Genomic DNA, 14,986 nt, shown 5'->3' on the forward strand with positions numbered 1-14,986 from the left:
ATTGCTATACATGAATTATTCAACAAACCAGTTCTTCATTCCTGCAAACTATAAGGAAATTTCGTCTTCAATTCTTAAAATCGTTTCTTCAATTTCTTCATTCGTGCCATCTTTCTCTAGAACTTTGCGTAATAACGGCAATGCTTCTTTTTGTCTGCCCTCTTCTAAAAGGAACGAAGCGTATTCATATAAGAAGTCACGCTCCTCATCAAAATCAGGCAGGGCAAGCTTGAAATACTCGGCAGCTTCTTTGTATTCTTCTCGCCCGACAGAAGCAGATGCAGCATACCAATTCCATTTTGGATCATCTTCCCCAAAGCTTTTAACCTCTTTAATAACATCCAGAATTTCATCAAACAACTCTTCATTTAAATAGATCGCCAGCAATGTTTGAACTGCTTCAATATAACCCGGATCGAGAGCAAGTGCTTCTTGAAGCAGTTTTTTCGCATCTTCTGAATCCCCATTTTTCAAATCAATCTTGGCACCATATAAATATAATTCTTTGTTATACTCATCAACTTTAATACCCTCTTTTACTACTTCTAAAGCCTCGTGATATAGTCCTTCTTCCTCATAACTTTTCGCTAAAGGCATATAAAGTGACGAATAGGACGGATCAATATCTTTCAGTTCTGTAAGCTGCTGAATGGCTGTTTTCGTTCTGCCAGCCCTCATTGCTGTAAATCCGTAGCCAAAAAGAGTATTTGGGTCTGCTTGATCTTTTACTGCCTTTTCGTACCATTCAAGTGCATCCTCAAATTCTCCAGCTGTGCTGAGCGATTCAGCGAGCCGCTGATACACATTGACACCGCCAACCTCATGCTGCTGATCTGCCACTTTGTAGAAATAATCGGCCGCTTTTTTTGAAAGGCCTTGAGAAAAATACAACTCACCTAATGCAAAATCGATGATGGCTTCATTCGGAAGTAGTTCTTTCGCTTTTAAAAGCTTTTGTTCACTGACTTCAAATAGTCCTTGCATTTGATACAAATCTGCCATTAACAATAAACTCTCTGGGTACGCATCATCATCTTCAGGAATCGTTTCTAATACTGAAATCGCCTTCTCTTCTTCATCAGAGTCAATCAACAGCTCTGCATAAAAACATGTTAAACCTGTTTCCTCTGGATATAAATCATGTAAATCACTGATGAGATTCCGTGCTTTATCGATATCTCCCCAATCATAATATAATTGAGCCGCTTGCGCCTTTTCTTCATCATGCAAATGCTTCTCTGCTTGAGCAAGTGTTTGGAGTCCTTTTTCAGTCTCACCCGCCTCAACTAATTTTATGGCTTCTTGTAATGAACTATTCAAATCAAACCGTTCCTTTCTGTTTCCAAAAACCTAAACTATTGTTACTTCATATCATAATCGACAGGTACACATCCAGCAAATATGTTGCTCTTTTAAAATGAACCCATTTTTGTGTTTTAAAGACTGTTTTTCATTTCATCCTATACGAAACTGATGATTTGTAAACTGCAGACACTATTTTTATCGGACAAAATGTTTTTTTTCAAGGTTTCACCTTGAGACAAGCTATGCTATATTTCTGACAAATATGCCAAAGGAAAGAAAAAGCCTGAGGACCTCCTCAGACTGTTTTCGTTAAATATTCAATGTGTTCAAAGAAATTCGGGTATGAGACACGAACAGCATCTGTATCTTCAATCTCAATTGCTTGCTTTGTCACACATGCGGCAATTCCCAGCATCATACCGATACGGTGATCTCCGTAGCTTGAGACGACTGCGCCGCCTTGAAGCGTAGTTTTACCATGAATCTTCATACCATCATCTGTTGCTTCAATATCAGCACCGAGTTTTTTAAGTTCTGATACGACTGTATCAATTCGATTGGTTTCTTTAACTTTTAACTCAGCAGCATCTTTAATGATCGTTGTTCCTTCTGCTTGGGTCGCAAGAAGCGCAATAATCGGAATTTCATCGATGAGTCTTGAAATCATGTCACCAGAAATTTCAATCCCTTTTAATGATGAAGTAGAAATCGTTAAATCACCATACGGTTCTCCGCCTTTGGCATCTACTTCATTGATCTCAAGGTTTGCACCCATAAGTTTCAGCACATCAATAATACCTGTTCTTGTTTTGTTTAGCCCGACATTTTTTAAGACAATCCGGCTGTTAGGAACGATTGATCCAGCTACAAGGAAAAATGCAGCTGAAGAGATGTCTCCAGGAACAAATATATCTGTTGCTGTTAATGTCTGGCCGCCTTCAATGGAAACACTTTGTTCATCTTCATCTAGTTTTACACCAAACATAGAGAGCATTCTTTCTGTATGATCTCTTGATTTATGTGGTTCAGTTAATGTTGTTGTACCCTCTGCTTGCAGCCCAGCTAAAAGGACAGCCGACTTAATTTGTGCACTTGCCACCGGAGACTCATAAGAGATGCCTTTTAAATGACCGCCACGAATAGACAGTGGTGTATACTCGCCATTTGCTCTGCCGTCTATTTTGGCTCCTAGTTGTTTCAGCGGATCCGTCACACGTTTCATTGGTCTTTTGGCAATACTCTCATCACCAATTAGTGTACTGTGAAACTCACAACCAGCTAATATTCCCATCATTAATCGAATGGTTGTACCAGAATTGCCAACATCAAGAATGTCAGACGGCTCCTTGAGCTCTTTCAGTCCTTTACCATGCATGACAACATCTGTCCCTTTTTGTTCAATTTCAACGCCCATCTTTCTAAAGCAATCAATCGTACTTAAACAGTCAGCTCCAGGAAGAAAGTTTTTCACTACTGTGGTCCCTTCAGCAATTGCACCAAACATCACTGATCTATGTGAAATAGATTTATCACCTGGGATATGAATTTCTCCATTCATAGGAGCATTTTTATGAATTTTCATGTTTGTCACCTCAGTCAGCATAAAATGTATCGTAATTCGCTCTATTTTTTATACAGATTTCTGCACGCTTGCGGTCGTCGTCTGTTTGAAAACTAATGCGTAAAATCCCATTAATGTCTTCCCGCGTCTCAATAATACGGATATTTGTAATACTAATATTTTCACTTGCTAGATGCCCTGTAATCTCCGATATGACCCCAGGGTGATCCGGAACATCGACATACAGATCATAAAAAGCAGGAATGGCTCCTTTTTTCCTTAGAGGCAGTCCATCACGATATTCCTTTGCATCTTGAAAATAAGAGAACAATCCTTCAGCATCTTCTTGCTCTACGAAGGTTTCAATGCGGTTAATCTCTTTTTTCCATTCATGAAAACGGTCTAAAATCTTGTGTTTATTGTGCAGCAGGATATCCCTCCACATTGCAGGATTGCTTGAAGCAATTCGTGTGATATCACGAAAGCCTCCAGCAGCAAACCGTTTAACAAGTGGGAATTGTTCTTCAAAATGATGTGCTTGATGCACAAGACTGGCTGCAACAATATGAGGAAAATGGCTAATTACACTTGTCACAGCATCATGTTCTTCTGGTGTCATCTCGATGAAATGAGCATTTGTCCCCTTTAACAAATCCATCAACCGATCAACAGCTTGGCGGTTTGTTTCCTTTGCAGGCGTTAAAATGTAGAACGCATTTTCAAATAAGAAGTCTTTTGCTGCAATAACACCTGACTTATGAGAGCCTGCCATTGGATGTCCACCAATAAATTGGTACTGCTCAGGCAGCGCTTTTTCAGCAAAATGGACGACCTTTTGCTTTGTGCTGCCGACATCAGTGATTGTGAGCTCTCTTTCAATTCCAGAGTCTGCAATATCACTAAGCATCTTTACTGTTTGCTGGACAGGTGTTGCCAAAATAATGGTCGAAGATTCTTCTAAACCAGCCAGAAACGAATCAGCTGTTGCATCAATAATTCCCAGCTTTGTTGCAGCAACCATTTGCTCTTTGGAAACATCAAATCCTACAATTTTTTTATGAGGATACTCTTTTTTAATCGAGAGTGCAATGGATCCCCCAATTAAACCGAGTCCAGCGATTAATATTGTTTCGTTTGCATCATTCATATTCATCACCTGATTTTTCGCGAAAATTAAACAACCTATTTCAACAGCTTATATGTATTGAGGTTGGTACAATGAAAGCCATATCCTGCCTTAGGATATGACTTTATGGTTATGCTACGCACGAATGCCTTGCAGTAAATCGGCAAGTGTGCTTAGAATGTCTTCATTTTGCTCTTTTGTTCCGACGGTAATACGTAAAGAAGTCGGAAAACCAAGTGCTTTACCGGAACGAACAATGTAACCTTTTTTCAATAATGCATTGAACAATTCATCTGCATCTCTTTTAAAATCAATCAGCACAAAGTTTGTTTGAGATGGATAGATATATAGTCCAAAACGGTCTGCAAAATCTTGATATTGCTTGAGACCTGCTTCGTTTTTTTGTCTGCATGATTGTATGAAAGCTTGATCTTTGATCGCTGCACGAGCAGCTGCCTGAGCGATACGGCTGGTATTAAACGGCTCTCTCGCTGGTTCAATGGCAGTAATCAGCTCTTCTGATGCAATTCCGTAGCCTACTCGAAGCGCTGCAAGTCCATATGCTTTAGAAAACGTTCGAAGGACAATGACATTTTGATAATTGTGTAATAAAGATAAACTGTTTGGAAAATCTTCCGCACGAACGTATTCAAAATACGCTTCATCTAGAACAACAAGCACGTGAGCTGGCACTTCGTCTAAAAACGCCACAATCTCAGATTCTGACAAATGATTTCCTGTCGGGTTATTTGGATTACATACCCAGACAACCTTCGTGTTTTCATCGATCGCATCCAGCATGCCCTTCAGATCGTGAGCTCCTCCTTCTAAAAGAGGCACTTCTCGAATTTCAGCATGTTCAATCACTGCATTGTGACGGTATTGCGGAAAAGATGGAGATGGGATGACGGTATTTGTATGTTGGTCAAGGAAAGCTCTCGCAATAATTTGCACAAGTTCATCTGAGCCGTTCCCGAAAATTAATTGTTTTTCACTTACTTGAAGAAACTCAGCAAGCTCCGTTCTTAAACTTGCGCTGTATCCATCAGGATAAATCGCTAAATGTTCGAGCTCAGCTTGTATTGCCTCTCTTGCATGTACAGAACATCCAAAAGGGTTTTCATTTGAAGCCAATTTCACAATTTTGTCTAATTGATATTCTTTTTTGACCTCTTCAATTGGTTTCCCAGGTTGATACGGTTTTAGCTGTTTTAATTGATCTTTGATTTGCAAAATGTTTCACCTCATTTGAATGAATAGAGGGGACTAAATGTTTTTGCATATGTTTCAAATTCTCTTAAAGCCTCTTGACTTGTATCACTTGCCAGCAATTGTTCTTGAAGCTCTTCAATTTTTTTCACAAGTGCACTTCCGACAACAACACCGTCACTCAGTTTATTCATTGAGTCTACCTGCTCTCTTGTTGAGATGCCAAAACCGACCGCAACCGGTATGTGACTCAGCTGTTTCACTTGTTGAATAAAATCTGTAATTGACGCGTCAAAGGATTGTCTGACACCTGTTACACCAAGAGATGAAACACAATACACAAAACCTTCTGCCTGCTCTACAATGTTTACTAATCGTTCCTTGCTTGTTGGTGCAACGAGTGAAATATATGAAATGTCATGTGTTTGACAGTTCTTTTGCAGCTCGCTGCTCTCTTCAAACGGCAAGTCGGGTGTTAAGAGTCCCGAAATATGATTTTTGCGCAGTAAAGCGAAAAAGTATTCTGTGTCTAATTGTAACACAGGATTATAATACGTAAATAGAATTACAGGAATTTTTACACCGTTTTTTTTCATCTTCCCTGCTAATTCTATCGCTTTTACGATATTCATGCCATGATTTAGAGCTCTTTTGGAGGCTCTTTGAATGACAGGACCGTCTGCTAATGGATCGGAATAAGGAACACCGAGTTCAATCGCATGTGCACCGGCAGCTTGAAGGGAGATAGCTAAATCAATCGTGATGTCTTCTGACGGATCTCCAGCTGTGATAAATGGGATAAATAATTTTTCGCCTTGCTCTAATTGAAATCTAATCATTTTGTTTTCCCCTCACTTTCGAGCACGTTCATTAATGTATGCACATCCTTATCGCCTCTTCCTGACAGGCAGACAAGGACGATTTCGTCTTCATTCATCGTCTTGCTTACCTCAAACGCTTTGGCTAGCGCATGTGCAGATTCAATTGCTGGCAGAATTCCTTCTTTTTCAGTCAGCAGCTTTAGTGCATCTAGTGCTTCTTGATCTGTCGCACTCACATATTGAACCCGCCCGCTCGCATGTAAATATGCGTGTTCTGGTCCAATTCCCGGATAATCTAAACCAGCGGAAATAGAATATGGCTCAATAATTTGGCCAAATTCATCTTGAATTAAATATGTCAAAGACCCGTGGATCACACCTTTGGTTCCTTTCGTGATGGTTGCAGCATGGAGCGGCGTATCGATTCCTTTTCCAGCTGCCTCTACACCAATGATATCTACTTCTTCATCTAAAAATGCCCGGTACATTCCAATGGCATTACTTCCGCCGCCAACACAGGCAATGACTTTATGAGGAAGTCTTCCTTCTTTTTCAAACAGCTGCTCTTTTGCTTCATCACCAATCATGCGCTGGAACTCGCTGACGATTTGAGGATACGGATGAGGGCCTACAACGGAGCCGATCATATAAAAATGATCACTGCAGTGCTGAACCCAATAGCGGATGGCTTCGTTGGTTGCATCTTTTAGTGTGCCATTTCCGCTTGTGACAGGTATGACTTCAGCGCCCAGCAGTTTCATTCGGAAGACATTGAGTGATTGTCTTTCCACATCTTCTTTCCCCATAAATACCGTGCAGGATAACCCGAACTTAGCGGCCACCGTTGCAGCAGCTACTCCGTGCTGGCCCGCGCCTGTTTCTGCGATGATGTTTGATTTCCCCATTTTTTTCGCAAGCAGGGCCTGACCAAGCGCATTGTTAATTTTATGAGCACCCGTGTGGTTTAAATCTTCTCTTTTTAAATAGATTTTTGCCCCGCCGAGGTATGCTGATAATTGGTCAGCATATGTAAGCGCAGTTGGTCTGCCTGAATAGTTTCGAAGTAGTGATACATATTCTGCTTGAAAAGCAGGGTCTTCTTTTAATTCACGAAATGCCTGCTCGATTTCTGCAAGTGGCTGCATGAGCGTTTCCGGGACAAATTTCCCTCCGAATTCTCCGTATCTGCCAATCTCATTTGGATATGCGTACATCATTTAACATCCTTTCTTCGAGCGCTTCGATCTTAGCGCTGCTTTTCTTTCCGTTTTCTTCTATTCCGCTTGAAAGATCGATCGCTTCTGGACCATAGGCAAGGAGCTCTGCTATCGTTTCTGGTGTGATGCCGCCTGCAATTATGCAAGTTTTCTCCAGCCGTTTTGCATGCTGAACGTATGCAGGCACCGCCTCCCAAGCAAAAGCTGTTCCAGAGCCGCCTCTCATCCCTTTTACTTTCGCATCAATAAGGAAGCCATCGACAACAGGCGCAAATGCCGTCATTTTTTCAAGCGTGTTTGTGATATTGGATTCGTGGTGGAACACTTTCCAAACGTCAGCCCCTGTTTGTTGTTTGATTTCTTTAGCGTCATCCTGCGTTTCATCTCCATGAAGCTGTACGATATCTAAAGGTATATGTTTTGTGATCTCACACACTTTTTCGATCTTTTCATTTACAAAAACACCGGCAATTTTTTTCTCACACTTTGTTTGGATGAGCCATTGTTTCACTTGATCTGGCTGGACTTGTCTTTTACTTGGAGCAAAAATAAATCCAATGGCATCTGCGTGAGATTGCGCAATACATTCCACATCATCTTGTGATACTGCCCCGCAATATTTTACATAAGGCTTCACCCTGTTCATTCTCCAAACAATGTCTGAACAGCTTTTTCTTTTGATTGCTCTCTCATTAATGATTCTCCTACAAGAACTGCACCCGCTCCATGTTTCTTCACAAAGGCCAGATCATCAAATGTTTGAATACCGCTCTCACTCACTAGTAAAACATCTTTTGGAACAAGGGGTGCGATCTCTTTTGTTTGTTCGACTGTTGTTGTAAATGTATTTAAATTCCGGTTGTTCACTCCAATGATTTCAGGAGTGAACAACTTTAAAATATTTTCCAGTGTATCTGCTGCATGTACTTCGACAAGGACATCAAGGCCTTTCTCTTTCGCTTCAGCATAGAGCTCTTGCAGCTTTTGCGGCTCAATTACTTCTCCAATTAATAAAATGGCATCTGCCCCTATACGTCTTGACTCTTCTACCTGTATGGAGTCAATGATGAAATCTTTTCTTAAAATTGGACGATCTACGTGTTTTTTAATGAGGGATAAGTATTCGTTTTTCCCTTGAAAGAACGGTTCATCCGTTAAAACAGATAAGCAATCAGCGTTTGATTTTTCGTAAGCTTTTGCTGTTTGTAAAGGATCAAAATTCGGTTGAATGATTCCTTTGGAAGGAGACGCTTTTTTCACCTCCGCAATGAGACCAATTGAGCGATGAGGATTCATGAGTGCATCTTTAAATGATCGTCTTTCAAAGTGTCCATCTACTGGTAACTGCAATGTTTGGATATGTTCTTTTTTGCGGGCAATGATTTGATTAAGCATAGATCTCTTCCTCTCTCGTTTTTTGTTTTAAACGAGCCAATTGTTCTTTGGCTGCGCCGTTTTTAATCGTTTCAATCGCTTTTAATGTTCCGGCCATGAGGCTTTCTGACTTCCCTGCGACATATAAAGCCGCTCCAGCATTCAGGGCTGTAATATGAAGCGGCGCCCCTTCTGTTTGATGATTCAATATATTCTGAATCAATTTAGCACTCTCTTCCGGTGATTGGACCTGAATTTCTGATAAAGATCCTTTTTGCAGCCCAAAGTCTTCTGGGTTTAGTGTATATTCTGTCATGACATCTTTTTTGAGTTCAATCACATATGAATTTGCTGTAATCGTTAATTCATCCAGTCCATCTTCTCCGCAAACAAACAGCACATGTTCTGGCTCTAACGGTGCAAGGGCTTCTGCCATCAATTTTGCCTTTTCCTTTGAGTAAACACCGATGATTTGCTTTTTGGCTTGCATTGGGTGGCAAAGCGGGCCTAAGAGATTAAATACCGTCCGGAAGCCGAGCTGCTTGCGGACTGCGGCTACTTGTTTCATAGATGAATGATACAATGGTGCAAATAAAAAGCCCATGTTTTTCTCTTGTATTTGTCTTCTTGTTTCTTCTGGTGTGGATTGAATATGAATCCCAAGACACTCTAGTACATCGGCACTCCCGCTTTTAGAAGAAACTGATCGATTTCCGTGTTTGGCGATTTTGGCTCCAGCAGCGGAAGCGACAATGGCAGCCGCAGTTGATATATTAAAGGTGGAGAGTCCATCGCCTCCTGTGCCGCAAGTATCTACTACATCAAGCGCTCGTTCCATTGGTGCTGCATTTTGCCGCATGGCTTTCACAAAACCCGTCATTTCTTCAGCGGTTTCTCCTCTATGCGCTAAAATCGAGAGACTCGCAGCGACTTCAGCATCTGTTAAAAAGCCGCTCATCATATCTTGCATGAGTTTATTTGCTTCATTTTCTGATAGAAAGCCTCCATTAACAAGAGCTGATAGTCGGTGATTCATCCTGCACACTCTCCTTTTCTGAGAAAATATGTTCCGCAAGCTGAATGGCTTTCAGAAGTGCTCCTGCCTTGTTACAGGTCTCTTCCCATTCATTTTCTGGGACAGAATCAGCCACAATGCCGGCGCCTGCTTGTATAGAAGCGGTATGATTTTTGACGCTCATCGTACGAATCGTAATACAGGAGTCGATATTGCCGTCGAATCCAATATAAGCAATACAGCCGCCATACGTTTCCCTTGGCTCAGGCTCCATTTCATTTAATAATTGCATCGCTCTTATTTTCGGGGCACCTGTTAATGTGCCTGCTGGGAATGCGGACATGAGCGCATCAACTGGATGTGTATCCCGCTTTAGCTTTCCTGTCACAATGGAGATGATGTGCATGACATGAGAGAAGTTCACTACTTTTGTAAAGGTTGGTACGGACACACTGCCGTATTCTGCCACACGGCCTACATCATTTCTGGCAAGATCCACTAACATGTAATGCTCGGCTTTTTCCTTTTCATCTTCAAGCAGCTCTCTTGCTAGTTCAGCATCCTCTTCTCTTGTTGTTCCTCGTTTTCTAGTGCCAGCAATAGGATGAATTTCTAAATGCCCATTTTTGGCATGGATTAATCGTTCTGGCGAGCTGCCGACTAAATCACGATCTTTTAATTTCATAAAATACATATAAGGAGATGGATTCACAATCCGAAGCACGCGGTATAACTCAAATGAACTCACTGATACAGGGATATCAAATCGCTGCGAGAGTACGCCTTGAAAAATGTCACCTGCTCGAATGTATTCTTTGATTTTTTCTACGTCTTTTAAAAATTGCGCTTTTTCATAGGTTGACGTCACATGTTCAAAGGATGGCGGCTCATTCATATTCCCTGATAAAATTAGTTCTTTCATATCAACCTTTGAATGGAGCTTGTGAATCATCTGTTCAAGCTGTTTTTGATTTTCTTTGTAAGCTCGAATTTTTTCGTCTTCTGTTTCATGTCCGGCCAGCTGAGTGTATTGGATAAAATGAACATGATTGGTTACATGATCAAAGGCAATCATCGTTTGGCAGACAAATAATGTGCAATTTTCTGCCAGCGATGCGCTGCGGTGAGGCCTGACAGAAGGTTCAATGTTTGGGATCAGATCGTAGCTTAAGTACCCAACAGCCCCGCCTGTAAATGGGATATCAATATCTGGCGTTTTGATTTGATATTGCTCTTTCATCCAATCCAGCAGTTCTTTCAGCTCTTGCTTTTGCATGACTTCCTGCCCCGCAGCGTCACGTGCAACGTATTTGTTTTGGTCATCATGTAAGGTTAAAAACGGGTGCAATCCAATGAAGGAATATCTCGACCAGCTGGAAGACTCATCTTTGCTTTCTAGCAAATACACAATATCTTGTTTAAGTTTTTCAACAATTTGAATCGGTGAGAGCGTATCGACTGTAATGGTTTCAACAATTGGGATCGTTTTGTAGGACTCACTGTCCTTTAAAAATTGGGTCAGGTTTGATTGGGAATTCATAAGCACACTCCTTAAATGGGATTAAGGAGAATGAGGGGACATATAGAGGGTTTGTATGAGTATACGAAATAAGCCTAAAAGAGGATTGCTCTTTTAGGCAGTATGATTAAATAGAAGTATCGTATCTCTGCTCAACTCTACTCATCTCAACTACCCTAGTCTCATTCTCATCTTCTCTAAGCTTGCAATGCCGTTTACACCTGTGTGTAAACTTCGGCTGTTCATATCGTATTATAATTCCTTGTTTTTTGTCAACTGTAAATCAGGGCGAAGCGTCACAGCTTCTTCCAAGTATACATGCTGTATGTCTTCCTGCTTTGTATCCGTCTGGACAGTCATTAAGACACGAATACATTGCTTTAAACCGCCATCAATGTCCAGTTCCTGCATGCAAGTAACTGGTACATATGTCCATCCTTCAAACTGACGAAGTGCTTTTGCCGGAAAAACGGAGTGAATATCTTGTGTAGCTGAAATCAAGATCTGCACGACACGTTCTGGATCTACTTGGTTTCTTGAAATGATCGCTTCTAATAGCTGTTTCGTTTTGTTTAACACTTCTGTTTCTGTATCTTCTATTACAGTTGTAGCCCCACGTATCCCGCGAAACATCATAGACATCCCTCCTCCCGTTTCCATTCTTCGAGCCAGTAGTGCAGCTCATCTTTTGTGAAAGACTGCAAGGTGACGTCTCCAACCTGTTTTAATAAAACAAATTGAACACTGCCGCCCCTTGCCTTTTTATCTCCAATCATCCGGTCAACAAAAGTTTTTGTGGAAATATCTTGTGTGACTTGTACAGGGAACCCGAGCTCTTTCATCCACTCTTTTAGTTCCAAACGATTAAGGCTGAGTCCCAGCTGCTTTTCGCTCACATACAGCGCAAACTGCATGCCGATTGCAATGGCATCTCCGTGTGTGATGGCGCCATATCCATACTCTGCTTCAATGGCATGCCCGAGTGTATGGCCTAAATTCAAAAATGCACGCACACCTTGTTCTTTTTCATCTTCTTGAACGATAGACGCTTTGACTTGAATGCCTTGATACAGCATATGTGCCAGCTCGCTTTTTGATAAATCCGTCAAAGAACGAATGGCCATGAGTTCTGATAAAAATTCTTCACTTGAAATCAGTGCATGTTTGATGACTTCTGCAAAACCTGATCTTCGTTCAATTTGAGATAGTGTCTCAAGCATACTAGTATCATAGATCACAGCTTTCGGCTGATGAAACGCACCGATTAAATTTTTACCGAGCGGATGGTTGATCCCTGTTTTCCCGCCAACTGCACTATCATGTGCCAGCAGCGTCGTCGGCACTTGGATAAAATCAATGCCTCTCATATAAGTGGCAGCAGCAAAGCCAGCCAAATCTCCAATCACGCCGCCTCCCAGCGCAATGATGCAGGAGGAACGATCAAGCTGAAATTGAATGGCTTTCGTATGAATATGCTCAAATTCGGCAAAGGATTTCGACTGCTCTCCGCTCGGCACAACCACTTTGTTCACTGGCCACTTCTGCTGAAGTAAGCGAACCATCTCATCACCATAAATGGCATCAACAGCTGCATCTGTGACGATTAAGAGCTTCGTATAGGAATGCCCAGTGGAAGTTATCAAGTCGACGATATTGCGTTTAATCCCATCACCGATAAATACAGGATAAGTGGCTGAAGACGTCTTAACTTCCAGTGTTTTCATTAAAATTCCCTCTGAAGCTGGCGCATTTTCTCAACATTTTCTTTAATGCGGTCGATTTGGTCAAGGCCAAACTGCTCCACAACTGCATTGGCAATTTCCCATGCAACGACTGCTTCTGCAACAACACTTGCAGCAGGAACAGCACAGCTGTCAGATCGTTCAATACTTGCAGAGAAAGGTTCTTTTGTTTCAATGTCAACGCTTTGAAGCGGCTTATAAAGCGTTGGGATTGGTTTCATAACCCCTCTTACGACAATTGGCATACCCGTTGACATTCCGCCTTCAAGACCACCTAGGCGATTTGTTTTTCTCGTATAGCCCTTTTCTTCATCCCAGATGATTTCATCATGGACCTCACTGCCATTTTTAGAGGCTGCCTCGAAGCCAATACCGAATTCAACCCCTTTAAAAGCGTTGATACTAAGTACAGCACCAGCAAGCTTGCTGTCCAATTTACGGTCGTAATGAACATAGCTGCCAACCCCAACTGGCATCCCTTCAACGATGACTTCAACAATTCCGCCAATTGAATCGCCGTTTTTCTTCGCTTCATCAATTGCATCCATCATTTTCTGACCTGCTTCACTGTCATAGCAGCGAACAGGTGATTCTTCTGTTACCTTCTGCAAATCTTCAATAGACTCATATGCTGTATGAGCTGCTTTCACTCCGCCAATTTCAAGAACGTGGCCAGCTACTTTAATCCCTAGATGCGCCAAGATTTGTTTGGCAACTGCGCCTGCTGCTACGCGAACAGTTGTCTCGCGGGCTGATGAGCGCTCTAATACGTTTCTCATATCACGGTGTCCATATTTGATCGCCCCATTTAAATCCGCATGTCCTGGTCTTGGACGGGAGATTTGACGCTTCATTTCACTTTCTTCTTCTTCCGTGATCGGCTCTGCCCCCATCACCTTTGTCCAATGCTTCCAGTCGTTGTTTTCAACAACAAGTGCGATTGGGGAACCTAATGTTCTCCCGTGGCGAACACCACTTAACACTTTCGCCTGGTCTTTTTCAATCTGCATTCTTCTTCCGCGGCCATGACCTTTTTGTCTTCTAGCCAATTCATAATTGATGTCATCCTGCTCTATGTAAAGTCCCGCTGGAACTCCTTCAATAATTGTGGTCAGTTGTGGACCATGTGATTCACCTGCTGTTAAGTACCTCATGACTCAATCTCCCTTCATCGCATTAACGCTTTTAAGTAAAAATATAATAACACACTTGCTACTAAAAAGTCAGCTACATACCCTTCTTTTGATAAAAGAAAGTATCAGCAGATGTCAGTCCAAACTTTTCTGGGTGAAAAATTTGCTCTGTAGAACCAACAAATAATACGCCATTTTGTTTTAAACTGCTGCTCATTTTTAAGTAAATTTCTTCTTTTGCCTCTTCAGTAAAGTAAATCAGTACATTTCGGCAGACGATGAGGTCAAGCTGTTTTTCATATGGATCTGCTAAAAGGTTGTGCTTCTTAAATTGAATATGCTTTCGAACCTCATCCTTCACAGTGTAAAATGAAGAATCTTCTTTTGTGAAATATTTTTGCTTGATATGATCTGGCACCTCTTGCAGAGAGCGTTCATGATATCTGCCTTTTTGAGCTGACTGCAGAACTTTATCATCAATATCAGTTGCAATAATTTGGAAGTCTTTCACAAGAGGATGGCTTGACAGCAGCATGGAGAGTGTATATGGCTCCTCTCCTGTCGAACATGCTGCACTCCAAATCTTTAAGGTGCCGCCATTTTTCGAAAGCAGCGGCAGGATTTTTTGATCAAGTACTTCCCAGCGCTGATAGTTTCGGTAAAATTCTGACACATTTATCGTCATGCGGTCCATCGTCTCATCTAATAATGCTCTGTCCTTTTCAAGCGCGGCCGCGAATGCTTCAAAATCTTTATATCCTTTTTTATCATAAAGTGAGGTTAATCTCCGTTTCATTTGTGCTTCTTTATATAAATTTAGATCAACCCCGGTTAGTTTTTTCCATTTTCCAACAAATACTTGATATGGATCCATCAATGTCCTCTCCTGTCTCATCTATCTTTGTCCTAGTATAGCTGTTTTTATCGAAAATTTGTATCTTCTCACGAGAAATTTCGTGTAGAA

General features: G+C 41.4%; 14 protein-coding genes. All 14 read right to left on the bottom strand.

Features of this window, described 5'->3' with window-relative positions:
* Nucleotides 1–48: 48 nt before the first annotated feature.
* On the bottom strand, nt 49–1,320 hold the full coding sequence (locus MHH61_RS00220; protein ID WP_024428100.1) for a lipopolysaccharide assembly protein LapB: 1,272 nt from the start codon (nt 1,318–1,320) through the stop codon (nt 49–51).
* 280 nt (nt 1,321–1,600) lie between these two features.
* Nucleotides 1,601–2,887 (bottom strand): 3-phosphoshikimate 1-carboxyvinyltransferase, encoded by a 1,287-nt coding sequence (aroA, locus tag MHH61_RS00225; RefSeq protein ID WP_125587292.1) that lies wholly within the window; start codon nt 2,885–2,887, stop codon nt 1,601–1,603.
* Nucleotides 2,888–2,897: 10 nt separating this feature from the next.
* Nucleotides 2,898–4,013, bottom strand: a complete 1,116-nt coding sequence (locus MHH61_RS00230; RefSeq protein ID WP_024422796.1) for a prephenate dehydrogenase — start codon at nt 4,011–4,013, stop codon at nt 2,898–2,900.
* Nucleotides 4,014–4,127: 114 nt separating this feature from the next.
* The gene (gene hisC / locus MHH61_RS00235) at nt 4,128–5,225 is read right to left on the bottom strand and encodes a histidinol-phosphate transaminase (protein WP_125587291.1); all 1,098 of its coding nucleotides are present in this window, start codon (nt 5,223–5,225) and stop codon (nt 4,128–4,130) included.
* 11 nt (nt 5,226–5,236) lie between these two features.
* Nucleotides 5,237–6,040, bottom strand: coding sequence for a tryptophan synthase subunit alpha (gene trpA / locus MHH61_RS00240; RefSeq protein WP_056767134.1), 804 nt, complete (start codon nt 6,038–6,040; stop codon nt 5,237–5,239).
* Nucleotides 6,037–7,236 (bottom strand): tryptophan synthase subunit beta, encoded by a 1,200-nt coding sequence (gene trpB / locus MHH61_RS00245; RefSeq protein ID WP_125587290.1) that lies wholly within the window; start codon nt 7,234–7,236, stop codon nt 6,037–6,039. The genes trpA and trpB overlap by 4 nt, the downstream gene beginning before the upstream one ends.
* A complete protein-coding gene (locus MHH61_RS00250) occupies nt 7,217–7,885 on the bottom strand; it encodes a phosphoribosylanthranilate isomerase (RefSeq protein ID WP_251215193.1) in 669 nt (222 codons plus the stop codon). Before MHH61_RS00250 ends, trpB begins: the two co-directional genes overlap by 20 nt.
* Nucleotides 7,882–8,634 (bottom strand): indole-3-glycerol phosphate synthase TrpC, encoded by a 753-nt coding sequence (gene trpC, locus MHH61_RS00255; RefSeq protein ID WP_125587288.1) that lies wholly within the window; start codon nt 8,632–8,634, stop codon nt 7,882–7,884. The genes MHH61_RS00250 and trpC overlap by 4 nt, the downstream gene beginning before the upstream one ends.
* Nucleotides 8,627–9,649 (bottom strand): anthranilate phosphoribosyltransferase, encoded by a 1,023-nt coding sequence (trpD, locus tag MHH61_RS00260; protein ID WP_125587287.1) that lies wholly within the window; start codon nt 9,647–9,649, stop codon nt 8,627–8,629. Before trpD ends, trpC begins: the two co-directional genes overlap by 8 nt.
* On the bottom strand, nt 9,621–11,168 hold the full coding sequence (gene trpE, locus MHH61_RS00265; RefSeq protein WP_125587286.1) for an anthranilate synthase component I: 1,548 nt from the start codon (nt 11,166–11,168) through the stop codon (nt 9,621–9,623). The genes trpD and trpE overlap by 29 nt, the downstream gene beginning before the upstream one ends.
* Before the next feature lie 231 nt (nt 11,169–11,399).
* Nucleotides 11,400–11,783, bottom strand: a complete 384-nt coding sequence (aroH, locus tag MHH61_RS00270) for a chorismate mutase (protein WP_024422804.1) — start codon at nt 11,781–11,783, stop codon at nt 11,400–11,402.
* Nucleotides 11,780–12,871 carry a 3-dehydroquinate synthase gene (gene aroB, locus MHH61_RS00275; RefSeq protein WP_087978026.1) on the bottom strand — a complete coding sequence of 364 codons (1,092 nt, stop codon included), beginning with the start codon at nt 12,869–12,871 and terminating at the stop codon, nt 11,780–11,782. Before aroB ends, aroH begins: the two co-directional genes overlap by 4 nt.
* The gene (gene aroC / locus MHH61_RS00280) at nt 12,871–14,043 is read right to left on the bottom strand and encodes a chorismate synthase (protein WP_024422806.1); all 1,173 of its coding nucleotides are present in this window, start codon (nt 14,041–14,043) and stop codon (nt 12,871–12,873) included. The genes aroB and aroC overlap by 1 nt, the downstream gene beginning before the upstream one ends.
* A gap of 73 nt (nt 14,044–14,116) precedes the next feature.
* Nucleotides 14,117–14,896 carry a protein-glutamate O-methyltransferase CheR gene (locus MHH61_RS00285; RefSeq protein ID WP_024422807.1) on the bottom strand — a complete coding sequence of 260 codons (780 nt, stop codon included), beginning with the start codon at nt 14,894–14,896 and terminating at the stop codon, nt 14,117–14,119.
* Nucleotides 14,897–14,986 lie beyond the last annotated feature (90 nt).

It is taken from the genome of Bacillus sp. FSL K6-3154 (assembly GCF_040869395.1).
Lineage (GTDB): Bacteria > Bacillota > Bacilli > Bacillales > Bacillaceae > Bacillus > Bacillus safensis.